Annotated in this window: 30 protein-coding genes; 13 read left to right on the top strand and 17 right to left on the bottom strand. The window is 66.0% G+C overall.

Features of this window, described 5'->3' with window-relative positions:
* Positions 1-11: 11 nt before the first annotated feature.
* From GGC64_RS19435 to GGC64_RS19425, 3 genes are all read right to left on the bottom strand, one after another.
* Entirely contained in the window at positions 12-887 is an 876-nt protein-coding gene (locus GGC64_RS19435) for an LLM class flavin-dependent oxidoreductase (protein ID WP_192724189.1), read from the bottom strand.
* 111 nt (positions 888-998) lie between these two features.
* Positions 999-1,421, bottom strand: coding sequence for a PPOX class F420-dependent oxidoreductase (locus GGC64_RS19430; RefSeq protein ID WP_192724188.1), 423 nt, complete (start codon positions 1,419-1,421; stop codon positions 999-1,001).
* A 40-nt stretch (positions 1,422-1,461) separates the two neighbouring features.
* On the bottom strand, positions 1,462-2,667 hold the full coding sequence (locus tag GGC64_RS19425; protein WP_192724187.1) for an MCE family protein: 1,206 nt from the start codon (positions 2,665-2,667) through the stop codon (positions 1,462-1,464).
* A gap of 16 nt (positions 2,668-2,683) precedes the next feature.
* Between GGC64_RS19425 and GGC64_RS19420 the strand changes: the two genes are divergently transcribed.
* Positions 2,684-3,079: a sterol carrier family protein gene (locus GGC64_RS19420; protein ID WP_192724186.1), complete on the top strand. Its 396-nt coding sequence runs from the start codon at positions 2,684-2,686 to the stop codon at positions 3,077-3,079.
* Positions 3,080-3,212: 133 nt separating this feature from the next.
* Positions 3,213-4,739, top strand: a complete 1,527-nt coding sequence (gene purF / locus GGC64_RS19415) for an amidophosphoribosyltransferase (protein WP_192724185.1) — start codon at positions 3,213-3,215, stop codon at positions 4,737-4,739.
* Here the strand turns inward: purF and GGC64_RS19410 are convergent.
* The gene (locus GGC64_RS19410) at positions 4,736-5,695 is read right to left on the bottom strand and encodes an NAD(P)H-binding protein (protein ID WP_192724184.1); all 960 of its coding nucleotides are present in this window, start codon (positions 5,693-5,695) and stop codon (positions 4,736-4,738) included. The genes purF and GGC64_RS19410 overlap by 4 nt on opposite strands.
* Positions 5,696-5,719: 24 nt before the next feature.
* Complete coding sequence (locus GGC64_RS19405; RefSeq protein WP_192724183.1) at positions 5,720-6,151, bottom strand: cupin domain-containing protein; 432 nt, start codon at positions 6,149-6,151, stop codon at positions 5,720-5,722.
* Between the two features lie 107 nt (positions 6,152-6,258).
* Here GGC64_RS19405 and purM point away from each other — a divergent pair, with 107 nt between their 5' ends.
* On the top strand, positions 6,259-7,332 hold the full coding sequence (purM, locus tag GGC64_RS19400) for a phosphoribosylformylglycinamidine cyclo-ligase (RefSeq protein ID WP_192724182.1): 1,074 nt from the start codon (positions 6,259-6,261) through the stop codon (positions 7,330-7,332).
* On the opposite strand, the gene GGC64_RS19395 is transcribed toward purM, so the two are convergent.
* Together GGC64_RS19395 and GGC64_RS19390 are read right to left on the bottom strand one after the other, a co-directional pair.
* The gene (locus GGC64_RS19395; RefSeq protein WP_192724181.1) at positions 7,329-7,520 is read right to left on the bottom strand and encodes a DUF3073 domain-containing protein; all 192 of its coding nucleotides are present in this window, start codon (positions 7,518-7,520) and stop codon (positions 7,329-7,331) included. The two genes, purM and GGC64_RS19395, sit on opposite strands and share 4 nt — an antisense overlap.
* Before the next feature lie 164 nt (positions 7,521-7,684).
* Positions 7,685-8,758 carry a folate-binding protein YgfZ gene (locus GGC64_RS19390; protein WP_192724180.1) on the bottom strand — a complete coding sequence of 358 codons (1,074 nt, stop codon included), beginning with the start codon at positions 8,756-8,758 and terminating at the stop codon, positions 7,685-7,687.
* 32 nt (positions 8,759-8,790) lie between these two features.
* On the opposite strand from GGC64_RS19390, the gene GGC64_RS19385 reads away from it, so the two are divergent.
* Together GGC64_RS19385 and GGC64_RS19380 are read left to right on the top strand one after the other, a co-directional pair.
* Complete coding sequence (locus GGC64_RS19385) at positions 8,791-9,669, top strand: aminodeoxychorismate lyase (RefSeq protein ID WP_192724179.1); 879 nt, start codon at positions 8,791-8,793, stop codon at positions 9,667-9,669.
* A gap of 32 nt (positions 9,670-9,701) precedes the next feature.
* Positions 9,702-10,610, top strand: coding sequence for an adenylate/guanylate cyclase domain-containing protein (locus tag GGC64_RS19380; protein ID WP_192724178.1), 909 nt, complete (start codon positions 9,702-9,704; stop codon positions 10,608-10,610).
* Positions 10,611-10,838: 228 nt separating this feature from the next.
* Here the strand turns inward: GGC64_RS19380 and GGC64_RS19375 are convergent, their stop codons facing one another.
* Positions 10,839-11,936: a sodium:calcium antiporter gene (locus GGC64_RS19375; protein WP_225952097.1), complete on the bottom strand. Its 1,098-nt coding sequence runs from the start codon at positions 11,934-11,936 to the stop codon at positions 10,839-10,841.
* A 47-nt stretch (positions 11,937-11,983) separates the two neighbouring features.
* Here GGC64_RS19375 and GGC64_RS19370 point away from each other — a divergent pair, with 47 nt between their 5' ends.
* Positions 11,984-12,823 carry an ABC transporter substrate-binding protein gene (locus tag GGC64_RS19370; RefSeq protein WP_225952096.1) on the top strand — a complete coding sequence of 280 codons (840 nt, stop codon included), beginning with the start codon at positions 11,984-11,986 and terminating at the stop codon, positions 12,821-12,823.
* Here GGC64_RS19370 and GGC64_RS19365 read toward each other — a convergent pair.
* The 9 genes from GGC64_RS19365 to lmeA form a co-directional block, all read right to left on the bottom strand.
* On the bottom strand, positions 12,820-13,080 hold the full coding sequence (locus tag GGC64_RS19365; protein ID WP_192724176.1) for a hypothetical protein: 261 nt from the start codon (positions 13,078-13,080) through the stop codon (positions 12,820-12,822). The two genes, GGC64_RS19370 and GGC64_RS19365, sit on opposite strands and share 4 nt — an antisense overlap.
* The gene (locus GGC64_RS19360; RefSeq protein ID WP_192724175.1) at positions 13,080-13,709 is read right to left on the bottom strand and encodes an FABP family protein; all 630 of its coding nucleotides are present in this window, start codon (positions 13,707-13,709) and stop codon (positions 13,080-13,082) included. Before GGC64_RS19360 ends, GGC64_RS19365 begins: the two co-directional genes overlap by 1 nt.
* A gap of 153 nt (positions 13,710-13,862) precedes the next feature.
* Positions 13,863-14,186: a DUF732 domain-containing protein gene (locus GGC64_RS19355; protein ID WP_192724174.1), complete on the bottom strand. Its 324-nt coding sequence runs from the start codon at positions 14,184-14,186 to the stop codon at positions 13,863-13,865.
* Between the two features lie 136 nt (positions 14,187-14,322).
* Positions 14,323-14,625 carry a DUF1416 domain-containing protein gene (locus tag GGC64_RS19350; protein ID WP_015309369.1) on the bottom strand — a complete coding sequence of 101 codons (303 nt, stop codon included), beginning with the start codon at positions 14,623-14,625 and terminating at the stop codon, positions 14,323-14,325.
* A gap of 1 nt (position 14,626) precedes the next feature.
* Positions 14,627-15,460 carry a sulfurtransferase gene (locus GGC64_RS19345; protein WP_192724173.1) on the bottom strand — a complete coding sequence of 278 codons (834 nt, stop codon included), beginning with the start codon at positions 15,458-15,460 and terminating at the stop codon, positions 14,627-14,629.
* The gene (locus GGC64_RS19340) at positions 15,450-15,932 is read right to left on the bottom strand and encodes a DUF4395 domain-containing protein (RefSeq protein ID WP_192724172.1); all 483 of its coding nucleotides are present in this window, start codon (positions 15,930-15,932) and stop codon (positions 15,450-15,452) included. Before GGC64_RS19340 ends, GGC64_RS19345 begins: the two co-directional genes overlap by 11 nt.
* 88 nt (positions 15,933-16,020) lie before the next feature.
* The gene (locus GGC64_RS35330) at positions 16,021-16,137 is read right to left on the bottom strand and encodes an Ms5788A family Cys-rich leader peptide (protein WP_369434784.1); all 117 of its coding nucleotides are present in this window, start codon (positions 16,135-16,137) and stop codon (positions 16,021-16,023) included.
* A 5-nt stretch (positions 16,138-16,142) separates the two neighbouring features.
* Complete coding sequence (locus GGC64_RS19335) at positions 16,143-16,565, bottom strand: thioredoxin family protein (protein ID WP_192724171.1); 423 nt, start codon at positions 16,563-16,565, stop codon at positions 16,143-16,145.
* Entirely contained in the window at positions 16,562-17,377 is an 816-nt protein-coding gene (gene lmeA, locus GGC64_RS19330; RefSeq protein WP_192724170.1) for a mannan chain length control protein LmeA, read from the bottom strand. Before lmeA ends, GGC64_RS19335 begins: the two co-directional genes overlap by 4 nt.
* 158 nt (positions 17,378-17,535) lie before the next feature.
* Between lmeA and GGC64_RS19325 the strand changes: the two genes are divergently transcribed.
* From GGC64_RS19325 to GGC64_RS19295, 7 genes are all read left to right on the top strand, one after another.
* Positions 17,536-18,315 carry a response regulator transcription factor gene (locus GGC64_RS19325; protein ID WP_192724169.1) on the top strand — a complete coding sequence of 260 codons (780 nt, stop codon included), beginning with the start codon at positions 17,536-17,538 and terminating at the stop codon, positions 18,313-18,315.
* Positions 18,312-19,199, top strand: coding sequence for a mycothiol synthase (gene mshD / locus GGC64_RS19320; protein ID WP_192724168.1), 888 nt, complete (start codon positions 18,312-18,314; stop codon positions 19,197-19,199). Before GGC64_RS19325 ends, mshD begins: the two co-directional genes overlap by 4 nt.
* A gap of 100 nt (positions 19,200-19,299) precedes the next feature.
* Positions 19,300-20,436 carry a phosphate ABC transporter substrate-binding protein PstS gene (pstS, locus tag GGC64_RS19315; RefSeq protein ID WP_192724167.1) on the top strand — a complete coding sequence of 379 codons (1,137 nt, stop codon included), beginning with the start codon at positions 19,300-19,302 and terminating at the stop codon, positions 20,434-20,436.
* A gap of 48 nt (positions 20,437-20,484) precedes the next feature.
* Complete coding sequence (gene pstC, locus GGC64_RS19310) at positions 20,485-21,540, top strand: phosphate ABC transporter permease subunit PstC (protein WP_192724166.1); 1,056 nt, start codon at positions 20,485-20,487, stop codon at positions 21,538-21,540.
* Positions 21,537-22,451: a phosphate ABC transporter permease PstA gene (gene pstA / locus GGC64_RS19305; protein ID WP_192724165.1), complete on the top strand. Its 915-nt coding sequence runs from the start codon at positions 21,537-21,539 to the stop codon at positions 22,449-22,451. Before pstC ends, pstA begins: the two co-directional genes overlap by 4 nt.
* A gap of 9 nt (positions 22,452-22,460) precedes the next feature.
* Positions 22,461-23,237: a phosphate ABC transporter ATP-binding protein PstB gene (pstB, locus tag GGC64_RS19300; RefSeq protein WP_192724164.1), complete on the top strand. Its 777-nt coding sequence runs from the start codon at positions 22,461-22,463 to the stop codon at positions 23,235-23,237.
* Between the two features lie 35 nt (positions 23,238-23,272).
* Positions 23,273-24,196: an NADP-dependent oxidoreductase gene (locus tag GGC64_RS19295; RefSeq protein ID WP_192724163.1), complete on the top strand. Its 924-nt coding sequence runs from the start codon at positions 23,273-23,275 to the stop codon at positions 24,194-24,196.
* Positions 24,197-24,200 lie beyond the last annotated feature (4 nt).

The raw sequence follows: 24,200 nt of genomic DNA, 5'->3' as shown, positions 1-24,200 counted from the left end.
GGTGATGCGGCTCAGCCGCGCATTGCCGGAATGATGTGGCCGGCCAGCTTTTCGAACTCCGCGATGCGAGTACGCGGCGGCATCTCGATGACGAACTCCGTCATGCCGATCGCGCTGAATTGGTCGACCAGCGCCTCGAAAGAGATTGGCTGGTGCCAGAAGTCGAACGGCCCGAACGGGGTGTACGACCGCCGCAACGACGTCGGCTCCCTGCCGTTGGCCACGCAGAGCTCATCGAGCAGTTTGTTCTGGCGAGCTGTGACCGCGACGATGTCGTCGGCGTCGTCGGTGATGGGGCCGATGGTGTTCCAGACGTCGGCGCGCTCGGCGGTGACGCGCAGGACGGTCGGTGATTGACCACCCGTGATAAGGGTCGGACGCGGTCGTTGGATTGATCGCGGGGCGGTCGGAACGTCTTTTGCCCAAAGCCATTCACCGTTGTGCGTGAAGCGCTCTTCGTCGCCGCGCAGTATGCCGTCGAGAATCGCAACGTAGTCCGCGAAGCGGCCGGCGCGTTCGCGCGGCGACCACGGCTCCTCGCCGACGGCGTGGTGGTCCCATTCGAACAGCCCGGCCCCGATGCCAAGGTCCAGGCGACCGCCCGATAAGTGATCGACGGTGAGCGCCTGCCGGGCCAACGTCGCGGCAGGTCGCAGAATCGGATTGCTGACCAGTGTGCCGATGCGGATGCGTTCGGTGGCCTCGGCGGCCAGCGGCAGCACGCTCCAGCCATCGAACCAGGCACCGTCGCGATCACGCAGATCCGAGCTGTGGTCGGGTAGGAAAACTTGGTCGAAACCGAGTTCTTCGAGCCAGCGGAACTGCTTGGGCAGCTCCAACAGTGAGGCGTCCGGGTACAGCATCACTCCGAAGCTCAAGGTGGCCATTCGGGGCGCGCTCCATCTATTGCGTTGTGGCAGGGGGCTTTCCACATTAGGTGCCACTGCGGGAACCGCAAGTAGGCACTATTTGGTGCGTTAGGCACCGACGGGTAAGAATTAGACGTCGCGACGGTCCGCCTGTAGCTGATGGGGCTCGCTGAGTTGATCGTCGATGCCGAAGCTGATGATGCGCCGCGGCGTCACCCGGATGATCGCGGTGTCGAGTTCGTCGCCTGCCGCGCCGTGTGAAGGCGGAATCTCGGCCTGTTCGGCTGTGCCGCGGATTTCCAGGCAGCGCACCCGCCACGGGTCGCGTGAGGTGATGTCGTCGACGACGAACGCCACCTTGTTGTTGTGAGCGATGTTGCGGAACTTCTGGCTCTTCGACATCCGATAGCCCGCAATGTCGATGGTGCCAAGTTCCTCGTTGTAACTGAACCCCACCGGGCTGTTCTGTGGTGTGCCATCGGGCTGGATGGTCGCCAGCCGGCCCAGTTCGGCCTGCTTCAGGAAGTCGAGTTCATGCGGTTTGAACGTCATGACCCCAACGTAGAACCTCAACAATTCTTGAGGTCAACCGTCATGGGTTGATCGTGTACTCGCCGACCTGTCTGCCCCAGACGTAGTCGACCAACAACGGCTGGGCGAGCTCGACGTGGTTGTACGGCGCGATGGATGCGCCGGTGTCCATCACCAGGTACGGCGCGGGCCACAGGTTTCGGCTGATGTCCTGCCAGCAGCCGGGCCGCCCCTCGGGACCGCCGCGGGCGTTCACCCGCGGCAGGTTGTCCGGATAGACGTACGGATTGCCCGCTCCCGCCAGCACGCCCGACGCTGAGGCCAGCGAGTAGCCGTTGCCGCCGAGCACCGCCGCCGAGCGCTTCTGGACGTTCGAGAACTTGCGGATGGTGCAAAAGATCTCGCCCTGGTACGTGTCGAGGAGTTGCGTCGTGGGAACCAGGTCGGCGGCGCCGCGGACCAGATACGGCCCGCCGCGTTCGAAGCTGTCGGCGGCGTCGTTGGCGAACCCGACAGCGGCCATCAGCGCCTGATCGATGTCGGCGCTGTGCTCATTGAAGGTCTGCGCGGTCCGTACCGCGTTTTCCAGCCCGTTCCACAAGTCGGGGGATGCGTCGGCATAGACGTCGGCAATATCGGCCAATTCGCGAGTGTCCTCATTGATTTGCGGCAGCTGCGGATTGAGGTCGTCGAGGATCTCGTTGCCGTTCTGCAGCGACTGCCCGAACCGGTCACCAAGCCCGGTGATTGCCTCGGCGGCGGCGGCCAGCGTCTGATTGAGCTTGATCGGATCCACCTGCTCGGCGATCGCCGTGACCGTCTCGAACAACGTGTTGAATTCTGTGCTCACGCCCGTTGCGTCGATCACGTCGTGAGACGAAATACGTTGCGGTGAAGGGTGTTCCGGTGAGCTGAACGAGATGTACTTGTTGCCGAACACCGTCGTAGCCTGGATCTCGACCGCGACATTGACCGGAATGTATTGAATGTAACCGGGTTTCACGTCGAGCGTCATCCTGGCCATCGGGGCGCCGCGTTCGTCGGTCATGGCGATTCGGGTAACGCGACCGATCTCGACACCGTTGTACGTCACCTTCGCGCCGGGCTCGACGACGAGGCCCGCCCGCGGCGACAGCAGAGTCAACTGAGTCTTTCCGGACAGCGCGCCGCGGAATTCCAGATAGATGAAGGATGCAACCGCCGCGACGATCACCAGAAGGACCGCGCCGGCTGTTTTGTAGGGCGGCCGGTGGCGGTCGACATGCACTTTGAGAATCTAAGGTATGGCCGCCCGCCGCAGTGTCGATCCGGCGAAGACCCGCGCCGCAGTGTCAGCCGTCGCCGAGTGGTTGCACGATCCCAACCGCCCCGAACCGGGCCGATCCGAGCTCGGCGAGGCGGTGCGGTTGACCGCGCGCACCCTGGCTGCCATGGCACCGGGCGCCAGCGTGGAAGTTCGTGTGCCGCCGTTCATTGCGGTGCAATGCATTTCGGGGCCCGAGCATCGGCGCGGCAATCCGCCCAACGTCGTCGAAACCGATCCACGCACCTGGCTGTTGCTCGCCGCCGGACTGCTCGACGTCGCCGACGCCGCCGCCACAGGCGCTGTGCAGTTGTCCGGGTCGCGCGCAAATGAGATCGGGCAGTGGTTGCCCTTGGTCACAATCGACGGTCGGTAACGGAGATGCGGAAATGTCTGGGGCCGGCAGTTTGTTGATGTGTTGCGCGACACTTTGCCGCGATTCCGTGATTACTCGGTGGTAGCCGTAGACTGAACACGTCTACCCACCCCGCCCTGGGAGCAGCCATATTGTGACCGGCCAGCAGCAGACCGATCCAGAACCCCGCGAAGAGTGTGGCGTATTCGGCGTCTGGGCGCCGGGTGAAGAAGTCGCCAAACTCACCTACTACGGCCTGTACGCGCTTCAGCACCGCGGCCAGGAGGCGGCGGGCATCGCCGTCGCCGACGGCTCGCAGGTGCTCGTGTTCAAGGACCTCGGCCTGGTCAGCCAGGTCTTCGATGAGCAGACGCTGGCCGCCATGGAGGGCCACGTCGCCATCGGCCACTGTCGTTATTCCACCAGCGGCTCCACGACCTGGGAGAACGCCCAGCCGGTCTTCCGCAACACCGCCGCCGGTACCGGCGTCGCGCTCGGCCATAACGGCAACTTGGTCAACGGCACCGAACTGGCTGCCCGCGCCCGCGACGCCGGGCTGCTGGGAACGCGTGGCGCGCCCGCAGCCACGACCGACTCCGACATCCTTGGCGCCCTGCTGGCCCACGGCGCTGCCGACGCGACGCTGGAGCAGGCCGCACTCGAGCTGCTGCCGACGGTCCGCGGCGCGTTCTGTCTGACGTTCATGGACGAGAACACCCTCTACGCGGCCCGCGATCCCTACGGCGTGCGGCCGTTGTCGCTGGGGCGGCTGGATCGTGGCTGGGTGGTCGCCTCGGAGACGGCGGCGCTCGACATCGTCGGCGCGTCGTTTGTCCGCGACATCGAGCCCGGTGAACTGTTGGCCATCGACGCCGACGGCGTGCGCTCCAGTCGCTTTGCCCCGCCGTCGCCGAAGGGCTGCGTCTTCGAATATGTGTATCTGGCCCGGCCCGACAGCACGATCGCAGGCCGATCGGTGCACAAGACCCGCGTCGACATCGGCCGCAGGCTGGCCCAGGAGAAGCCGGTCGAGGCCGACCTGGTGATCGGTGTGCCCGAGTCCGGCATTCCGGCCGCCGTCGGTTACGCGCAGGAGTCCGGCATCCCCTACGGGCAGGGCCTGACGAAAAACGCCTACGTCGGGCGGACCTTCATCCAGCCGTCGCAGACCATTCGCCAACTGGGCATCCGGCTCAAGCTCAATCCGCTCAAAGAGGTCATCCGCGGCAAGCGCCTGATCGTCGTCGACGACTCGATCGTGCGCGGCAACACCCAGCGGTCCCTGGTGCGGATGCTGCGTGAAGCGGGTGCCGTCGAGGTGCATGTGCGGATCGCCTCGCCGCCGGTGAAGTGGCCGTGCTTCTACGGCATCGACTTCGCCACCCCTGCCGAGTTGATCGCCAACGCCGTCGAAAACGAGGACGAGATGCTCGAGGCGGTGCGGCACGCGATCGGCGCCGACACACTCGGCTACATCTCGCAGCACGGCATGGTCGCGGCCACCGAGCAGCCCGCCTCGCGGTTGTGCACGGCCTGCTTCGACGGCAACTACCCGATCGAACTGCCCGGCGAAACGGCGTTGGGCAAGAACGTGATCGAGCAGATGCTGACCACCGCGGCGCGCACCGGGATTCCGCTGCAGGCCGAGAACGACAACGCCTCAGCGCTGCGCAGGCCCTAACGCCCGACCTGCGCCCACTGCGGGTCGGTTGGTAACGGCCCGTTCCGCAACGCGCGTGCGACGGCGTCTCGATATCCGATGAGCCCTTGCCTCGGCGGGGGTATCACCGAGTCGATGTCGTGGTCAGCCATGACCGCGTCGACTTCCAGGGATTCGATCAACGGTCGCGCCAGGCCGGGAGGCATGGGCGTGACCAGCCCCACCCACAAGCTAGCGATCGTCGGAGTCAGAAACGGTATCGCCACAATCAGCCGTCTGCGCAGGCCGGCGACCTCGGCGTAACCCTGCATCGCCTCGCCGTACTCGAGCACGTCCGGCCCGCCGATATCCCACGTGCGTGATGTCGGCACCGTGACGTCGGCCGCCTCGGACAGATAGTGCAGCACGTCGTCGATCGCGATCGGCTGAATGCGGTTGTGCACCCACTTCGGAGTCGTCATCGCGGGCAGCCGGTTGGTCAGGTGCCGCATCATCTCGAATGACGCTGAGCCAGAACCGATTACGATTCCAGCCTGCAGCACCACTGTCTCGATGTCTGATTCGAGCAGGATGTCACCGACCGCCGTTCGCGATCGCAGATGAGGCGACAGGTCGACGTCCGGCGGGTGCAGCCCGCCGAGGTACACCAGTCGCTTGACATTCGCGCGGCGCGCCGCCGCGACGACGTTGCGCGCTGAGCGGGCTTCCTCGGCCACGAAGTCCTGCGAAGTGCCCATCGAGTGCACGAGGTAGAAGACGACGTCGACGCCTTCGAACGCTGCTGTCAGCGAATCCGGTTCGCCGAGATCACCGCGAACCACCTCTACACGTTCCCGCCACGGCACCGCGGCCAGTTTGTCCGGATTGCGGGCCAGAGTGCGAACCGCATGGCCGCGGTCCAGCAGCACCGGCGCCAACCGGCCACCGATGTAGCCGGTCGCTCCCGTTACCAGGCAGCGGGTCTTGTCGGTAGACACCGACGCCGGATACCCAAATTGTCCTCAGGCGACGCCGCAGCCCGGATCGGGTACATCGACGGCCTGAGGGCTGCCCGCGGGTTCGATGTAGTCGACCCACAGCACCACTGGGTCAGGCCCCAGGTTGCGGCCGTTGTGCACGTGATTCGACCCGCTTTCCTCGGTGACTGCTGAGCCGGCGGGGGAGACGACGTCGGAGCAATCCCCCATCGTGCGGGTGAGGGTGCCCTCGCGGACCACGCCGAACACCCGGCCGTCGTGATAGTGCCAGCCGGTGCTGCCGCCGGGTTGGATGGTGATCTCCTTGGTGATGTAGTCCACGCCGTTGACGGTCGACTGCGAGATGATGACCGCGTCGATGCCGACGCCGGGAGTCGCCGATGCGGGCGCTGACAGGACCGTTGAAGCCGGCACGATCGCCGTGGCGACCAACGCAAACCAGCGAACTGTTTTCATGGTCGGTCACGTTCTCACACCGGAGGTGATCGTGCGAGCCGATCTGCGGGAAGGCTGATGATCGACCGGTTACCGGCGGGTGGGCAACGACGGTAGCCTTGCTGTCGATGACGGATCAAGCCGAACAACACGGCATCTCCTACGCATCGGCTGGGGTGGACATCGAAGCCGGTGACCGCGCCGTCGAATTGTTCAAACCGCTGGCCATGAAGGCCACCAGACCCGAAGTGCGCGGCGGGCTCGGCGGATTCGCCGGGCTGTTCGCGCTGCGCGGCGGCTACCGCGAACCGCTGCTGGCTTCGTCGACCGACGGTGTCGGCACCAAGCTGGCCGTCGCCCAGGCCATGGACAAGCACGACACGGTCGGCATCGACCTGGTCGCGATGGTGGTCGACGACCTGGTCGTGTGCGGCGCAGAGCCGTTGTTCCTGCAGGACTACATCGCCGTCGGCCGCACGGTTCCCGAACGGGTCAGCGAACTGGTGTCAGGCATCGCCAACGGCTGCGTGATGGCCGGCTGCGCGCTGCTCGGCGGCGAAACCGCCGAACACCCGGGACTGATGGCACCCGACCACTACGACATCTCGGCCACCGGCGTCGGCGTGGTTGAGGCCGACGACGTGCTGGGACCTGAGCGGGTCAAGCCCGGCGACGTGATCATCGCGATGGCGGCGACGGGCCTGCATTCCAACGGCTACTCGTTGGCGCGCAAGGTGCTGCTGGAGATCGACCGGATGAACCTGGCGGGCCATGTCGAGGAGTTCGGCCGCACCCTCGGCGAAGAGTTGCTCGAGCCGACCCGCATCTACGCCAAGGACTGCCTAGCGCTGGCCGCCGAAACCCAGGTCCGGACGTTCTGCCATGTCACCGGGGGCGGGCTGGCCGGAAACCTCGAGCGTGTCATCCCCCACGGCCTCGTCGCCGAAATCGACCGCGGGACGTGGACGCCCGCGCCGGTGTTCGGGATGATCGCGCAGCGTGGCCGCGTCGACCGGGTGGAGATGGAGAAGACGTTCAACATGGGTGTCGGCATGGTCGCCGTCGTCGCGCCGGAGGACACCGACCGCGCGCTGGCCGTGTTGACCGCCAGGCATCTGGATTGCTGGACGCTTGGCACCGTCAAGAAGGGCAGCAAGGACAGCGCCCGTGCCAGCCTGGTGGGCCAGCACCCCCGCTTCTAGGGCTTGATGCGCCAGTCGTCCTCATCGGGCGCCCATTCGTCACCCGATCCGTCGGTGCCGTTGAGATCGCCAGAGCCGTCCGACCCAGCCAGCTCGCGCTGAAGTTGGGTGAAATCAGTCTGCGGTGAGCTGTATTTGAGCTCACGAGCAACCTTGGTCTGCTTTGCCTTAGCCCGGCCGCGGCCCATGGGGGTACCCCCTCGCGCAATAACGGAGCGGCCCAATTTTTAGGCGGCTCCGATCTGTGTGTCTTTATTGTCCTGCCAACACTTTACCGTGCCCGGCTGTCGCGTGCTGGCAGGCCCGCTCCCGGCTGAGCCGTGAGTCAGGCCCGATCAGTCAGCCGACTACCTCAACGCCCGCGGCCGCGCAGCTGTTCCACCGCGACTCGGCCCGCTCCGACCACATCGGCGGGGGGTAGCGAATCGGGATCGATCACCGCCGCGACCTCCGTTTCCCCGCCCGTGGTCAACGGCGTGTCCGCCGGCAGGCCACGCTTGAGCAGCGCCAAGGCGATGGGCCCGTCGTCGACGTGGTCGATGACGGTGCCCAGCCTGCCGACGCTGCGCCCGCCCGCCAGCAGAGGATCGCCGGTTGCCGGGCGATCCGCCGAGCCGTCCAGCTGAACGAGCACCAGCATGCGCGGCGGTTTGCCCAGGTTATGGACGCGAGCGACGGTTTCCTGGCCGCGGTAGCAACCCTTGTCGAGGTGCACGGCCGTGCCGATCCAACCGACCTCATGCGGGATGGTCCGCTCGTCGGTGTCCACGCCAAGACGCGGCCGCAGCGCCGCCACCCGATGGGCTTCGTATGCCCACACGCCTGCAGGCCTGACCCCGGCGTCCACGAGTCGCTGTCGCCACTGGGCGGCTTGTTCGCGGGGTACGACAAGGTCCAACTCGATGCCTTTACCTGGCATTCGCCGCAGAAAACCGCCGCTTTCGAGCGCCACAGCGGTGCCTTCGCCGGGCAGCGAATCGACGCCGAGCGCCTCGAGCACCTCGGGATCGGCCAGCCGCGGGCCGAGTAGTGACAACACCGCCAGTTCGGCCGGTTCGACCGCGACGTCGGACCAGAACACCATCTTGCGCAGGAACGCGAGCAGCGGTTCGCCGCGCCATGGCTCGGTGTCCAGATAAGTGACGCCGTCGAGCTCGGTCTGGATCCAGTGATCTTCGACACGTCCCTGCATGTCGAGGCTCAGATTCTGCGTGACCGCGCCATCTGGGAGCTCGCTGACGTGCTGCGAGGAGATGTTGTGCAGCCAGCTCTTGCGCTCACTGCCGGTGAGCGTCAGCACGGCCCGGTGCGAGCGGTCGACGACGACGGCGTGGTCGGCGGCCGAGCGCTGCTCGCCAAGGGGGTCGCCGTAGTGCCACACGGCACCTGCGTCCGGTCCGGTCTCAGGCGCGGGAACTGCGGACATGCCTTCAACTCTACGGGCTAGGCTGCTACGCCATGGCCAGCCAACCCGGAGTCGTAGTCACCCTCGACGGCCAACTGCACGACCCCGCGGCGCCACTGCTTTTCGCAGACGATCTGGCAGCGGTGCGCGGCGACGGCGTCTTCGAAACGCTGTTGGTGCGCGACGGCAGCCCATGCCTACTGGAGGCGCACCTGGCCCGGTTGACGCAGTCGGCGCGAATGGCCGATCTGCCCGAGCCCGACCTGCCGCAGTGGCGGGCGGCCGTCGCTGCGGGGGTAGCACGCTGGCTTGCCGATGGCGAAGGCGAGGGCGTGCTTCGGCTGGTGTACAGCCGCGGCAGGGAAAGCGGATCGCCGCCGACGGCGTTCGCGACAATCGGGCAATTGGCCGCGCGGGTCGCCGAGGCCAGGCGTAACGGCGTGGCGGCGGTGACGCTGGCGCGCGGCCTGCCCGCCGAAGGGGCGTCCGACATGCCGTGGCTGCTGGCGGGTGCGAAGACGTTGTCCTACGCGGTGAACATGGCAGCGCTGCGGCATGCGGAGCAGCAGGGTGCCGGGGACGTGATCTTCGTCAGCTCTGACGGCTACGTCCTGGAGGGGCCGCGGTCGACGGTGGTGATCGCGACCGAACTCGATGGGAACCCCGCGCTACTGACGCCGCCGCCGTGGTATCCGATTCTGCGCGGCACCACGCAACAGGCACTGTTCGAGGTGGCGCGCAACAAGGGCTACGACTGCGACTACCGCAATCTGCGGCCAGCCGATCTGTTTGCCGCACAAGGAGTTTGGCTGGTTTCGAGCATCACGCTCGCCGCGCGGGTGCATACGCTGGATGGCAAGCCGCTGTCGTCTGCGCCGCTGGCCGGCGAGATCGCCGAGCTGGTCGACGAGGCCATCTTGAGCGATCGCTGACGTCGCACCCACCCATACGACATCCTGGATGGGTGGGGGACGGGTCGGCTGACGAACGGCTGACGAGGTGGCAGCGGCTGGCGTTGCGCCGCTTGATCAGGCACGCGGGAAGGCGGCCTGGAGAGCCGCTGACACCGGGCGACTGGCAGGCCTACTTCGAGTTCTCCACCATCACCAGCACGCGGGCGGTACATCGCGTCCTACGCTCACTGCCGGCCAGCCCGCGGTGCGGCATGTGCGGCGCGCCGTTCGCCGGAATCGGCAGCCGGTTGGTTCGGCCGCTGGGTTTTCGCCCGTCCCGGAAGAATCCGACGCTGTGTGCGACGTGCGTCGAGCTGGCGCCGCCGGGTGGCATCACCACAGAGGTCGGCGTCATGTTCGCCGACCTGCGGGGCTTCACCACGCGTTCGGAGTCCATCACCCCGCAGGAGGCGAGCGCGCTGCTGCGCCGGTTGTATTCCGTCGCAGAAGACGTGCTCTTCCCGGAAGCGCTGATCGACAAGCTGATCGGCGACGAGGTCATGGCGCTTTATCTGCCGATCTTTGTCGCAGGGAGCTCATGGTCACCCGAGGATGACGACCGGCGAACGGTGGCCAACGTGATGCTCGACCATGCCCGCAGGCTGCTCGAAGGGCTGGGCTATGGCAGTCGCGAAGGTGCGGCGCTGGACCTCGGTATCGGCCTCGATTACGGCGAAGCGTTCGTCGGCAACATCGGCGGGGGCACTGCGGTCAGTGACTTCACGGCCATCGGTGACGTCGTGAACACCGCGGCCCGGCTGCAGTCCTGCGCAAGCAGTGGCGAGGTCATCGTGGCCGAACGCCTCGCGCGATTTCTCGACGAACCGGCCGGTCCGCTCGAGCACGTCACGGTCAAGGGCAAGCACGAGCCCGTCGCCGCCCAACGAGTGCGTTGGTTCGAGACACCGAAAGTGCGCTAAATCGGTTGTCGCCGTGCGGATGCGAGGGTACGGTCGGCCGTACACAAGGAAGGAGGTGGTCCGACCAATTGATTGACTTACGGACATGTGAGGTGGCTGCGAGCTAGCAGCGCACGGGGAGTCCTCCGCGCGCGCTGGCGAATTCCCCGCAGTCACCCGGCCCCCGAGCCTCTCGGTTTTGTCCAACCAGGTACAACGGCTCGGGGGCCGCTTCATGTCTGCCGTCGGCTAGCCGCTGATGAAGGCCAGTCCGACGATGCCGACGATGTAGAGCACGAGCACGACGATCGAATCCAGCCCCATGCGCAACCATTGGCGCTCCGGGCGAAACACCAATCCGACCATGTAGACCACCGTGAGCAACGCCGCCAGCGCGGTGAGGTAGATGTCGGTGTGGTGTGCCAACGGTAAGACGGCGGATCCCGACAGCACTTCTGCGAGCAGGAAGAGCACCGGAAGGAACGCATTGCCGCCAAAGATGTCGCTGACCGCCAGCTTGTAATCGCCAAGGCGGGTCGACGTGAGCCCGGTGGACAATTCCGGCAATGAGGTGGCGGCCGCCAACACGGTCGCACCGAAGACCACGCCGGACATCCCCCAGCGCCCGAACACCGCTTCGCCGCTGCGTTCGATATAGACGCCCGCGACCAAGGTGGCGACCGCCGCGACCGCGAACACCGTCACGGTCCGGGCCGTGCTGACACCTCCCTGAGTTGCCTTGTCGGCGTTGGTCTTTGCGGAATGGCCGGGCGGCTTCTGCTGGCTGCCCGGTGCGTGACCGCCCTCATGCCACGGCAACTCCCGGTCACCGCGGCGCACCAAGAGCAGACCCACCGCCCAGATGACGGCTATCAACGCGGCACCCGGTGTGACCCGCCAGACGATCAGCTCCGGTGGCAGTTGCGTCGACATCACCACCACAACCAACAACGCCACCACCAACGCGCCCTCGAGGACGAGGGTCAGCGATGCCGCCAGGTAAGTCAACGGCTTACGGGGCCGCACGCCGGCGGCGTCGAGTGCCACCAGCACTACCGTCTGGATCGCGATGCCGCCGAGGATGTTGCCGACCGCGACGTCGAGTTGATGCGCCAGCGCCGCGCTGGTCGTGATCGCGATCTCGGGCAGGTTGGTGGCAATCGCCAACAGGAGGATTCCGCCCAATGCCGACCCGAGGTGCCACCGTTGGGACAGCACGTCGGTGGCATCGGACAATTTGACGCCGGCCGCCCAGATCACGATCGCGCAGAGGAGGAAAACGCACAGCAGCACCCACGACGGCAACGACGTCACGCCGAGGCGAATACCCGCTTGACTGCCCAGCATCCCTGTGAAGCTGGCGTGAGTTAGCTGGGTGCGCGATGATGCGCCCCATGGGCAACGTGTGGAGGCTGGCCGTCGCGGCCGTCGCAGTAGCCACCGCATGCGCGCCGATCTCCGAGCGGACCGCCACCGGCACGGCAGACAAGTGCACGAAGGACAATCTCGGAACGCTGTATCCCGGCATCTTCACCTTCGGCACCGACCAACCGGTGTACCCGCCGTGGTACATGGGCGACAACCCCGCCAGCGGTGAGGGATTCGAGGCTGCGCTCGCCTATGCCATCGCGGCCAAGATGAAGTACACGGACGACGAGGTGCGGTGGGTACGGATGCCATTCAACACGGCGCTGGCTTTTGGGCCAAAGACGTTCGACGCCAACCTATCTGAGTTCTCGATCACCGAACAGCGCAAGGCCGCAGTGGATTTCTCCTCGCCGTATTTCGACGTGACGCAGGCGGTCGTCACGATCAAGACGTCACCGGCGGCGGCCGTCAAGACCGTGCAGCAGCTCAAGGCGCTGCGACTGGGTGTGCAGGTCGGTACCACCAGTTACACCGCGGCGACATCGGTGAACGGTGACTTTCCTGTCGAGGTGTACAACACCAACGGCGACGCCAAAATTGCGCTGAGCAACGGCGAAATCGATGCACTGGTGGCCGACCTGCCAACAGCGTTCTCCGTCGCCAACGAGCTGCGCAACGGGTTGATGGTGGGCCAATTGCCAAGCGCCTCAGGTGATATCGAGCAGTTCGGCGTCGTGCTGGACAAGGGCAGCGCACTGACTCGCTGCGTATCGTGGGCCGTCGACAGCCTCCGCAAGGACGGCACGCTGGACCGGCTTAAGCAGCAGTGGCTGACCGACGCGGGCAGGGCGCCCGTGCTGGCTTAGCTCGCCGGACCCGGCGCCAGCGACGAGCACGCCTGCATGGCGCTGCGCCAGGTGCTCTCGTCGACGCCAGGCGGGGGACCGGCGGCCGGACCCGGCGCCGCGGGCACACCATGCTCGCTCAGACAATGCGCGAGACTTCCGTGGCCTGCCGGCGTGACCGACGTCGACGGTTGTTGTTGGGGCGGCGGCGTGTTCGACGAACATGCGGCGAGCAGGCCGGCCGCGGCGAGCCCGACGGCGATCGGTCGCACCCGCATCAGCCGACGAATCGTGACAGCCGGGCCGACAGGTGCGGGACCAGGCCGCCGTCGGCGTCCACCCGTTCTTCCACATATGCCAGGTCGCCACCCTCGACGATGCCGTAGAGCCGCTTGGCCCCGCCGACCAGCATTCCGGACTTGCTGCGGGCCAACGCGTCGGTGACCAGCTCCCAGGAGGATTGGGTGCGCGGGCTGCCATAGAACAGTTCGATGTAACCGGCGGAATGGGCGAGCAGCAGCTCGATGGCCTGCGACTCGGACGGGTCGGTCGGGTCGTTGACGAACCGCCAGAAGCCGGTTTCCCGCAGACCGGGCGCCTCGTAGTCGCCGCTCTCGGTCAGCCGCCAGGAACGGGCCTCCCAGTTCAGGTAGTCGCCGCCGTCGTGCGAGACGACGATCTGCTGACCGAACCGGTAATCACGCCCGGCCGTGCGGCCCTCACCCTCGCCGCGCCACACGCCTACCAACGGCAGCAGGGCGAGCAACGCGTCGTTGAGGTTGGCGCCCTCACGCAAATTGGCGGTGTCGGCTGGCAGCGGTAGATCGTCGAACACCGGGATGTTGCGGGCCGCCGTTGTCTTGGCGCGTTCGGCTGCCGCCGCGACGGCGTCGTCGCCGGACGTCACGACTCGGCGGTGATCAGACGGTAGAGCGCGTACAGCGCGAACCACGTGATCACCACGACGGCCGCGACGAGCATGATCTCGAAGAACAGCACCACGGCAGCGAGTCTAGCCGCCGAGGCCCCAATGGTTCTCGCCGGCCGTGGTTGGCCGAAACTACCCGAGTTCCTTTACGAACTCCGGGCAAAACGAGGTAGCCGCGGTGGTGACGAACGTCGCGGCGAGACCCTTGTTTCCGCCGAGACCGCGGCCTGCGATGTCCGCGACGGTCTCTTTGAAGGTGTCCCCGGCCGCGAAATCACGGCATACCGAGTGCCCGGCACTGATCACTCCGACCCGCGCCTGCGGCGGGATCGTGAGACCGTTGCTGGCCAATGCGTCGAGGAACTCGGTGTCGGGGCTGGCCGCAGCCAGCGGTGGAGTTGCTATGGCGAGGAGGGCGAACACCGTCGTCGCGAATCCCCCAATTGCGAATTTCATGATCGGCCCTGTTCATTGTGGTTGTCCCTGCGCAGCGGCGCAGGAACTAACCCCATGGTGGACCGGCCTAGCTAATTTCGGAGCGTTTTCGCAGCGAAAGCTGCGCTGCGGCCGGCAACCCGGCCTCAGCGTCCGCTCAAGCGACCTTGACGTCGACCTCGTGGATGCCAGCTCCCGACGGTGCCACGCTGGCGTCGCCGTTGCCCGCGGGCGACAGCGCGCGCAGCGTCCACGTGCCGGGCGCGGCGAAGAACCGGAAGTCACCGGTGGCCGACGCGACGACCTCTGCGGTGAACTCGTCAGAGGCGTCCAGCAGGCGCACGAACGCGCCGCCGACCGCCTGACCCGACCCGTCGACGACGCGACCGGTGATCACCGTCTCCTTCTCGAGGTCGACGCTTGCTGGCAACGTCAGGCCTTGCTTCGGTGCAGAGCACATATCAACTTCCCAACTCGATCGGGGCCCCAACGAGAGAGCCGTATTCCGTCCAACTGCCGTCGTAGTTCTTGACGTTCTTGTGTCCCAACAGTTCCTGCAGCACGAACCAGGTGTGCGACGAGCGCTCACCGATGCGGCAGTAGGCGATGGTTTCCTTTTCGCCGTCGAGGCCCGCCTCGGCGTACAACTTGGCCAGATCCTCGTCCGACTTGAAGGTGCCGTCCTCGTTGGCCGCCTTGCTCCACGGAACGTTGATCGCGCCGGGGATATGCCCTGGCCGCTGGCTCTGCTCCTGCGGCAGGTGCGCGGGAGCGAGGATCTTCCCGGAGAACTCGTCGGGGGAGCGCACGTCGACCAAGTTCTTCTCGCCGATCGCGGCGATGACCTCGTCGCGGAACGCGCGGATCGCGTTGTTGGGCTCCTTGGCGGTGTAGCTGGTCTGCGGCCGGTTCACCGGCTCCGCCGACAGCGGGCGCCCGTCGAGCTCCCACTTCTTGCGGCCGCCGTCGAGCAGCTTGACCTTGTCGTGGCCGTAAAGCTTGAAGTACCAGTACGCGTACGCCGCGAACCAGTTGTTGTTGCCGCCGTAGAGGATCACGGTGTCGTCGTTGGAGATACCGCGTTCAGACAGCAGTTTGGAGAACTGCTGTGCGTCGACGAAGTCGCGCTTGACGTGGTCCTGGAGATCTTCTTTCCAGTCGAGCTTGATGGCGCCCTCGATGTGGCCGCCGTCGTAGGCGCTGGTGTCTTCGTCGACCTCGACGAAGACGGTGTTCGGCGCGGTGAGATTGCTCTCGGCCCAGTCGGTACTGACCAGGACCTCACTACGAGCCATGAACGAATTCCTTTCGGTTGCTTGGTGATTGAGTCAAACGGGAAATGAGCGGATAGAGCTGGCAACCGAGGCAGATGCCGAAGGCCGCATTGAGGAACGCCGCCACGAGTGCGAAGCCGGTGGCGATCAGGCCGAGAAGCTGTATGCCACAAGCGAATCCGACGACGCCGACGACAGCGAACACGAAACCGACCAGCTGCGCGAATTTCAGCGGCGGCACGGGTTCCTTCTCGGTGGTGGGTCCGAGCCGCGGAAGTACGAGGTGCGCGAAGATCAGTCCATAGGGATGCTGACGCGGGCCGCGCCACGCGCCGATGGCGAAAACGACGGCCTGGACGCCCAGAACCACGGCCGCGGCGAGCGGGCTGACGGCCGCCGCGAGCAGCGTCGCCACGAGCACGGCGGTGGTGATCCACGCGGCGAAGCGGGGGCCACGCACATCCACCTGCGTGGTCGTGGTGTTGGTCGACATGAAACAGACTCCTGTTGCGTTGACGGGCCGGGAATGAGCAGGCCGAAACGGCTGCTCCGAGCGAGCGCGCTAGACCGCGCGGCTGCGCTCAGCAGCTACAACAACAACAGCAACAACCCGCAACGCGGCACAGATCGACTGCGCGGCGCTTGGTGAGCATGGGCTCGAGGCGGGCGGACACGTCGGACAGCTTACCCAATGACATGGTGATCAAGCCAACAGCGGTTCGACGGCGGAGCGCAGGTCAGCGGCCTTGGGCACACCGGTGGTGCGATAGCGGGGACGGCCGTCCGCATCGAAAATCAACGTCGTAGGCAGCGACATCACCGAAAGCCGTCGAGCGGCTTCGGGATTGGCGTCCATGTCGATCTCGACGTGCGCGACGCCGGGCAGCTCATCGCACACCTGATCGACCACCCGCCGGACCGCCCCGCAGGGTCCGCACCAATCCGCGCTGAAGTGCAGGATGGTCGGCCCGCTTTCGGAAAGCCCGAGGTCGGAGGTGTCGACATTGCTGGCGTCGGAGGCGGCCTTCAGCATCCCGGCACGCAGCGTCACCAGCCGGCCTATTACAAAGGCCACGCCCAAGGCGGCGATCAGCACCGTGACCGCCAGTACCACTGATGAGCTCATGACAAATTGAACCGATCGAGCGGGATGGTTACTCCCTTGGTGATGCCCTCGATGATGACGTCCGAACCGCGGGCCCCCTCGCTGGTTGGCCGCACCCCGAACGGCAGCTTCTGACCAGGCAGGGAATTGCTGAACGCGGCGAGCACAGCAGGCAGTTTGTCCTCGGGAATCTCCTGGTCGGCGGTGCCTGCGCCGGTCAGCACGCCGGTCGCGGTGAAGATCAGCGTTGTCTCGTCGGGCCCGGCGATCGAGAGGTCGACGGAGATGCTGACCTTCTTGTCGTAGCCCGCCTTCTTCGGAGTTCCGGTGAACACGAGCCCCCGGTTGCTGGAAATGCCGGACTCGGTGGTGCCGCCCGTCGCGTCGTTGGTCTCCCGCGACGGGGCCTCGACCAACAGATCGGGGACGCCCATGAACCGCCCGAGATGCGTCGAATCGATGATGATGCGGCTTTCCAGCTTGCCGACCGGCAGCTTCGCATCGGGCCCGATGAGCCAGGAAGCGTCGGCCGCGTCGACCGAATGCAGGGTTGCCTCCAGGCCGACCTTGCCGACGACAGGGTGATCAACGCCACTCGCCTTGATCTCGATCTCATTGAAGTGGTCGCTGGTCGCCTGCGTGATGAACGGAAAGCCCAGGATGCTCACCCACGGGTCGAAGTTCAGGTTTGCGGCCGCGCGCACGCTTCTGGCCAGCCGGTATTCGGCGTAGATCGCCGCCCCGAAGTCAGCACCCACGGCACCCACCACGACCACGGTTACGGTCGCGATGGCACCGATCAGCAGCTTTCGCACCCGGACATTCTGGCCCACCGCGACGGGTTGCCCTGCTCGACGCGGCTAACCGCCTGGTGCCGCGCTATCGTTATGTGACCATCGGCCGGGTAACGGCCGTATGTCAGGCGTGAATCTGGGAAGTCACCACCGACATCGTTGTCCGGGCGAGGTCCCTATGGCTGTTGGAGGGCCAGTTGGATCTATTGCTACTGACCGTCGATCCGCATCCCGAAACTGTGCTGCCCTCGTTGGCCCTGTTGGCCCACAACGTGCGGACAGCACCGACGGAGGTGTCCTCCCTTCTCGAGGCAGGCACCGCGGATGTGGCGATCGTCGATGCGCGCACGGATCTGGCCGCCGCTCGCGGCCTGTGTCGGTTGTTGGGTACGACGGGAACCTCGGTGCCCGTCGTTGCCGTCGTGACCGAGGGCGGCCTGGTCGCCGTCAACGTCGAATGGGGTCTCGACGAGATTTTGTTGCCAGGCACTGGGCCTGCCGAGATCGACGCCCGGCTGCGGCTGCTGGTCGGACGCCGCGGGGGCGTGGCGAACCAGGAGAACGTCGGCAAGATCAGCCTCGGCGAGCTGATCATCGACGAAGGCACCTACACCGCCCGGCTGCGCGGACGCCCGCTGGACCTCACCTACAAGGAATTCGAGCTGCTGAAGTATCTCGCTCAGCACGCCGGTCGAGTGTTCACCCGCGCTCAACTGCTGCAAGAGGTGTGGGGTTATGACTTCTTCGGTGGCACCCGCACCGTCGACGTGCACGTGCGACGGTTGCGCGCCAAGCTCGGCACGGAATACGAATCGCTGATCGGCACTGTGCGCAACGTCGGCTACAAGGCGGTGCGGCCCGCGCGCGGCAGGCCGCCTGCGCCGGGGTCGGAAGTGTCCGACGACGTCGACGACGCGAGCTACGAGACGCCGGACAGCGTGCCCGACGCGCTGGCTGACCCGCTGCGCAGTCCGTGAGCTCAATCGGCTGGCGTGCGGGCCTGTCCGATGATGAGCAGCGCCGGATCCGTGAGCTGATCGCGGCGGCCCGACAAGAAGACGGCGTCGCACCCGTCGGCGACCAGGTGCTTCGCGAACTCGCCCACGATCGCACCCGACACCTGCTGGCCGTCGAGGGCGACGACATCCTCGGCTACCTCAACCTCACCGCAGACCCCGCGATGGCTGAGTTGGTGGTGCGTCCCGACGCCAGACGCCGGGGCATCGGTTCGGCGATGGCGCGTGCCGGGTTGTCCGAAGGCGGCGACGACGCGCGAATCTGGGCGCACGGCAACCTCGAGGCCGCGCGTGCGACAGCCAACGCGCTCGGCCTCGTCACAGTGCGCGAGCTGCTCCAGATGCGTCGGCCGCTGACCGACCTACCCCCGGTCACCGCAGCCGAGGGAGTCCGTATCACCACTTATTCCGGGGCCGCCGACGACTCCGAACTGCTGCGCGTGAACAACGCCGCGTTCGCATGGCACCCGGAACAGGGCGGCTGGACGGCTGCCGACATCGCCGAGCGTCGCGGCGAGCCCTGGTTCGACCCCGCGGGATTGTTCATGGCATTCGATGAGCAGACCGACAAGCTGGTGGGCTTTCACTGGACCAAAGTGCACAACGCCGATCTCGGCGAGGTCTACGTCGTCGGGGTCGATCCGGCCGCGCAGGGACGCGGACTGGGCGCCACACTCACATTGGTCGGATTGCACCATCTAGCCGTGCGGCTTTCCGAAAGTGAACAACCGACGGTGATGCTTTACGTCGAGGCAGATAACTCCGCGGCCGTCAAGACGTATCAACGGCTGGGTTTCGACGTATTCAGCGTCGACGCGGCCTACGCGGCGCCACCTGTGAATTAGCTGACCTGTTCACCTTCCGTTCACTTTCCATCTGAGATTCGTCCACTACGGCCGCATACGTTGCCGTGGAGTTCAAAGCCGTCAACCGAAAGTGGGATCAGTGAAGCTCAACAGCATTGGCAAGGCGCTCGGCACTACCCTCTCAGCGACGGCGATCGCCGCGCTGACGCTGACCGCCTGCGGTAGCGACAACAACGCCTCGGCTCCTGGCACGAGCGCGTCGGGCACGGGCACCGGCACCGCGTCCGCCAAGGCTGATTGCGGCGGGAAGAACTCGCTCACCGGCGAGGGTTCGACGGCGCAGCAGAACGCGATCGCCGAGCTGAACAAGGTGTGGGGCCAGGTCTGCTCCGGCAAGACCCTCGCCTACAACCCGACAGGTTCGGGCGCCGGCGTTGACCAGTTCATCGCCAAGCAGGTCGACTTCGCGGGCTCCGACTCCGCGCTGAAGGACGACCAGGTCAAGAAGGCCGCCGACCGTTGCGGCGGCAACCCCGCATGGAACCTGCCGCTGGTCTTCGGCCCGGTTGCGCTGGCCTTCAACATCGACGGTGTCGACAAGCTCGTCGTGAACGCGGACGTGCTGGCGAAGATCTTCCAGGGACAGATCACCAAGTGGAACGACCCGGCCATCGCCGCCCTGAACAGCGGCACGAGCCTGCCGGACGCCGACATCAAGCCCGTCTACCGCTCGGACTCGTCGGGCACCACCGACAACTTCCAGAAGTACCTGGCCGCCGCCGCCCCGCAGTCGTGGACCAAGGGCGCAGGCAAGGAGTTCCAGGGTGGCGCGGGCGAGGGTGCGCAGAAGTCGTCCGGCGTGGTGCAGGCCATCCAGGCGACGCCCGGGTCGATCGGCTACGTGGAGAAGAGTCCGGCCGCGGCTGCCGGCCTGAAGAATGCGGAGATCGACAGCGGTGCGGGCGCGGTCGCCCTGACCGACGACTCCACCGGGAAGGCCGTTGCCGCCGCCAAGGTCAAGGGCGACGGCAACGACCTGACGTTGGACCTGAACGCGCTGTATGCCAGCAAGGAGCCCGGCTCGTACCCGCTGATGCTGGCCACCTACGAGATCGTGTGCAGCAAGGGCTACGACGCCGACACCGCTGCCGCGGTGAAGTCGTTCCTGACGGTTTCGGCGAACCAGGGCCAGGCCAACCTGTCTGCCGCCGGTTACGTCCCGCTGCCGGACTCCTTCAAGCAGCGCCTGCTCAAGTCCGTCGACGCAATTGCATAGTTGCCCTGCGCGACAGCACGATTGCGGTGAGGATGGGTGCCGGGACCAATGACCGATAGGCTCGATGTGACCGAAGCAAACGGGCTGCCGAACCCAGCGGACGCGGGCTCGGGTGAAGTGATCGCTTCACCCTTTCCCGCACCGCCGCCCATCTCCACCGACCCTGCCAAAGGCACGAAGGTCCGGTTGGGAGACAGGGTCTTCCGCGGGCTTGCGGAGGGCTCAGGAGTCCTGATCGTCGTCATCATCGCCGCGATCGGGGCTTTCCTGTTGTGGCGGGCGGTCCCGGCGCTCGCCCGCAACAAAGAGAACTTCTTCCTCTACGGCGGAAACTGGATCACCACCGACACGTCGGCGATGCACTTCGGCATCCTCGATCTGCTCCAGGTGACCGTCTTCGTATCGCTTTTCGCGTTGATCCTCGCCATGCCCGTCGCATTGGGCATCGCGATATTTCTCACCCACTACTCGCCACGGCGGCTGGCGGGCCCGCTGGGCTACATGGTCGACCTTCTCGCGGCGGTGCCGTCGATCGTGTACGGCGTGTGGGGGCTCTACGTGCTGGCCCCGGTGCTCAAGCCGTTTGCCTTGTGGCTCAACAAGAATCTCGACTGGCTGTTTCTGTTCAAGACCGGCAACGCATCGGTGGCGGGAGGCGGAACCATCTTCACGGCCGGCATCGTGCTCGCCGTCATGATCCTGCCGATCATCACCGCGGTGACACGAGAGGTGTTCATCCAGACGCCCCGCGGTCAGATCGAGGCGGCGCTCGCGCTCGGCGCCACCCGATGGGAGGTCGTGCGCACCACGGTGTTGCCGTTCGGCCTGTCCGGTTACATCAGCGGTGCGATGCTCGGCCTCGGCCGTGCGCTGGGTGAGACGATCGCGTTGTTGATCATCCTGCGCGGTACGCAGAAGGCGTTCAGTTGGACGCTGTTCGACGGTGGCTACACATTTGCGAGCAAGATCGCCGCCACCGCAAGCGAATTCAACGACCAGTACAAAGCAGGCGCGTACATCGCCGCCGGCCTGGTGTTGTTCATCCTGACGTTCGTGGTGAACTCGCTTGCTCGCGCCGCGGTCGCCGGAAGGGGCGCGAAATGACCTCGACTCTGGACCGCCCGGTCAAAGTCACGACCTTCCAGGGCGTGAGCCTTCGCCGCAAGGTCACCAACAACATTGCGACAGTGTTGGTTACGGCGTCGCTGGTGATCGCGTTGGTGCCGCTGCTGTGGGTGTTGTACTCGACCATCACCAAGGGCATCAAGGCGCTCGCCTCACCCGTCTGGTTCACCAACTCCCAGGCGGGCATGACGGCATTCCAGGCCGGTGGCGGGGTTTACCACGCAATCATCGGCACCGTGTTGCAGGGCTTGGTGTGTGCGATCATCTCGATTCCGATCGGCATCTTCGTCGCCGTCTATCTTGTTGAGTACGGCGGTGGTACGCGACTTGGCAAGATCACCACGTTCATGGTCGACATCCTCACGGGTGTGCCCTCGATTGTGGCGGCGCTGTTCATCTACGCGTTGTGGGTGGCCACACTCGGCTTCCAACGCTCCGGCTTTGCGGTGTCACTTGCGTTGGTGCTGTTGATGATTCCGGTCATCGTGCGCGCCACCGAAGAGATGTTGCGCATCGTTCCGATGGACCTGCGCGAAGCCAGTTATGCGCTGGGCGTGCCGAAGTGGAAGACGATCGTGCGCATCGTCATTCCGACGGCGTTGTCGGGCATCGTCACCGGCATCATGCTGGCGCTGGCCCGCGTGATGGGGGAGACCGCGCCGTTGCTGATCCTGGTCGGCTACGCGCAGGCGATGAACTTCGACATGTTCAACGGATTCATGGGATCGCTGCCGGGCATGATGTACGACCAGATTTCGGCGGGCGCGGGCGCCAACCCGGTGCCGACCGACCGACTCTGGGGCGCGGCCCTGACATTGATCCTGTTGATCGCCATACTCAATATCGGGGCGCGGTTCATCGCGAAGATCTTCGCCCCCAAGAAGGTTTAGGAGCTTCAAGTGGCCAAGCGGTTGGACCTCAAGGACGTCAACATCTACTACGGCTCGTTCCACGCCGTGGCCGATGTCGCGCTGTCCGTTCAGCCCCGCAGTGTTACGGCGTTCATCGGGCCGTCGGGTTGCGGCAAGTCGACGGTGCTGCGGACGCTCAATCGCATGCACGAGGTGATTCCCGGCGCCCGCGTCGAAGGTTCGGTGCTGCTCGACGGTGAGGACATCTACGGTGCGGGAGTCGACCCTGTCGGTGTCCGCAAGACCATCGGCATGGTGTTCCAGCGGCCAAACCCGTTCCCCACCATGTCAATTCGCGACAACGTGGTGGCCGGGCTGAAGTTGCAGGGCGTGCGCAGCAAGAAGGCGCTCGACGAGGTCGCCGAGCGTTCCCTCAAGGGTGCCAACCTGTGGAACGAGGTCAAGGACCGGTTGGAGAAGCCCGGCGGCGGCCTTTCGGGTGGCCAGCAGCAGCGGCTGTGCATCGCCCGCGCGATCGCGGTGCAGCCGGATGTGCTGCTGATGGACGAGCCGTGCTCAGCGCTCGACCCGATCTCGACGCTGGCGATCGAGGACCTGATCGCGGAGCTCAAGCAGGACTTCACGATCGTCATCGTCACGCACAACATGCAACAGGCCGCCCGCGTCAGCGACCAGACCGCGTTCTTCAATCTGGAGGCGACGGGTAAGCCGGGCCGGCTCATCGAGATCGACGACACCGAGAAGATCTTCTCCAACCCGAACGAAAAGGCCACGGAGGACTACATCTCCGGCCGCTTCGGGTAGGGAATAATCGACACGCTGCGGCGTTCGTAGTGGCCATGGCCAAAGCAGTGCAGTTCGATCAGTACGGCGACATCGACGTCCTCGCGGTGCGTGAGGTCGACAAGCCTGTGCCTGGTGAGGGCGAGGTGCTGGTTGCGGTCAAGGCAGCCGGAATCAACCCTGGTGAGGCGATGATTCGCCGCGGTGCATTTCACGACCGGTGGCCGGCGACGTTCCCGTCCGGACAGGGCAGTGATCTGGCGGGTGTGGTCGCCGAGATCGGTGCCGGCGTCGACGGCTTCGCAGTCGGCGACGGGGTGCTGGGCTTCACCGAGAAGCGCTCCAGTCAGGCCGAATTCGTCGCAGTACCCGCTGACCAGCTCACGGCCAAACCCGATCCGGTGCCGTGGGAGGTCGCAGGCGGCCTGCCCGGCGTGGGCGCCACCGCTTACGCCGCGGTCCGTGCCGTTGCGTTGAAGCCGGGTGACACGGTCGCCGTCGCGGGTGCGGCCGGGGGAGTCGGCACCATCGCCGTTCAGCTCGCAAAGCGCGCTGGCGCAACGGTTTTGGGCATCGCCGGCCCGTCGAACGACGAATGGCTCACCGCACACGGCGTGGTCCCCGTCAACTATGGCGACTCGCTGGCCGACCGGCTCCGCGCGGCGGCGCCCAATGGAATCGACGCGTTCCTGGACTTCTTCGGCGGTGGCTACGTCGAATTGGCGGTGACCGAACTAGGCATCGATCCGCAGCGGGTGGACACCATCATCGACTTCGCAGCCATCGAGCGGTTCGGCGTGAAGGGCGACGGCAATGCCGAGGGTGCCGATGCTCGGGTGCTCGCGGAGTTGGCGGAGCTGATCGCAGCGGGTGAGCTGGAGCTGCCCATTGCCGCGGTGTACCCGCTTGACCAGGTACAAGCGGCGTACCGCACGCTGGAGGAGCGGCACACCAGGGGAAAGATCGTGCTGCGGCCGTAACGCC

Source organism: Mycobacterium sp. OAS707 (assembly GCF_014873705.1).
GTDB lineage: Bacteria > Actinomycetota > Actinomycetes > Mycobacteriales > Mycobacteriaceae > Mycobacterium.
This window is presented reverse-complemented; position numbering and strand designations above follow the sequence as displayed.

Excerpts from the sequence above, each read along its gene's own strand:
- GGC64_RS19435 (WP_192724189.1), bottom strand. The coding sequence starts at position 887 with ATGGCCACCTTGAGCTTCGGAGTGATGCTGTACCCGGACGCCTCACTG.
- GGC64_RS19430 (WP_192724188.1), bottom strand. The coding sequence starts at position 1,421 with ATGACGTTCAAACCGCATGAACTCGACTTCCTGAAGCAGGCCGAACTG.
- GGC64_RS19420 (WP_192724186.1), top strand. The coding sequence starts at position 2,684 with ATGGCCGCCCGCCGCAGTGTCGATCCGGCGAAGACCCGCGCCGCAGTG.
- GGC64_RS19405 (WP_192724183.1), bottom strand. The coding sequence starts at position 6,151 with ATGAAAACAGTTCGCTGGTTTGCGTTGGTCGCCACGGCGATCGTGCCG.
- purM (WP_192724182.1), top strand. The coding sequence starts at position 6,259 with ATGACGGATCAAGCCGAACAACACGGCATCTCCTACGCATCGGCTGGG.
- GGC64_RS19395 (WP_192724181.1), bottom strand. The coding sequence starts at position 7,520 with ATGGGCCGCGGCCGGGCTAAGGCAAAGCAGACCAAGGTTGCTCGTGAG.
- GGC64_RS19390 (WP_192724180.1), bottom strand. The coding sequence starts at position 8,758 with ATGTCCGCAGTTCCCGCGCCTGAGACCGGACCGGACGCAGGTGCCGTG.
- GGC64_RS19385 (WP_192724179.1), top strand. The coding sequence starts at position 8,791 with ATGGCCAGCCAACCCGGAGTCGTAGTCACCCTCGACGGCCAACTGCAC.
- GGC64_RS19375 (WP_225952097.1), bottom strand. The coding sequence starts at position 11,936 with ATGCTGGGCAGTCAAGCGGGTATTCGCCTCGGCGTGACGTCGTTGCCG.
- GGC64_RS19370 (WP_225952096.1), top strand. The coding sequence starts at position 11,984 with ATGGGCAACGTGTGGAGGCTGGCCGTCGCGGCCGTCGCAGTAGCCACC.
- GGC64_RS19365 (WP_192724176.1), bottom strand. The coding sequence starts at position 13,080 with ATGCGGGTGCGACCGATCGCCGTCGGGCTCGCCGCGGCCGGCCTGCTC.
- GGC64_RS19355 (WP_192724174.1), bottom strand. The coding sequence starts at position 14,186 with ATGAAATTCGCAATTGGGGGATTCGCGACGACGGTGTTCGCCCTCCTC.
- GGC64_RS19350 (WP_015309369.1), bottom strand. The coding sequence starts at position 14,625 with ATGTGCTCTGCACCGAAGCAAGGCCTGACGTTGCCAGCAAGCGTCGAC.
- GGC64_RS19345 (WP_192724173.1), bottom strand. The coding sequence starts at position 15,460 with ATGGCTCGTAGTGAGGTCCTGGTCAGTACCGACTGGGCCGAGAGCAAT.
- GGC64_RS19340 (WP_192724172.1), bottom strand. The coding sequence starts at position 15,932 with ATGTCGACCAACACCACGACCACGCAGGTGGATGTGCGTGGCCCCCGC.
- GGC64_RS35330 (WP_369434784.1), bottom strand. The coding sequence starts at position 16,137 with ATGTCATTGGGTAAGCTGTCCGACGTGTCCGCCCGCCTCGAGCCCATG.
- GGC64_RS19335 (WP_192724171.1), bottom strand. The coding sequence starts at position 16,565 with ATGAGCTCATCAGTGGTACTGGCGGTCACGGTGCTGATCGCCGCCTTG.
- pstC (WP_192724166.1), top strand. The coding sequence starts at position 20,485 with ATGACCGATAGGCTCGATGTGACCGAAGCAAACGGGCTGCCGAACCCA.
- pstA (WP_192724165.1), top strand. The coding sequence starts at position 21,537 with ATGACCTCGACTCTGGACCGCCCGGTCAAAGTCACGACCTTCCAGGGC.
- GGC64_RS19295 (WP_192724163.1), top strand. The coding sequence starts at position 23,273 with ATGGCCAAAGCAGTGCAGTTCGATCAGTACGGCGACATCGACGTCCTC.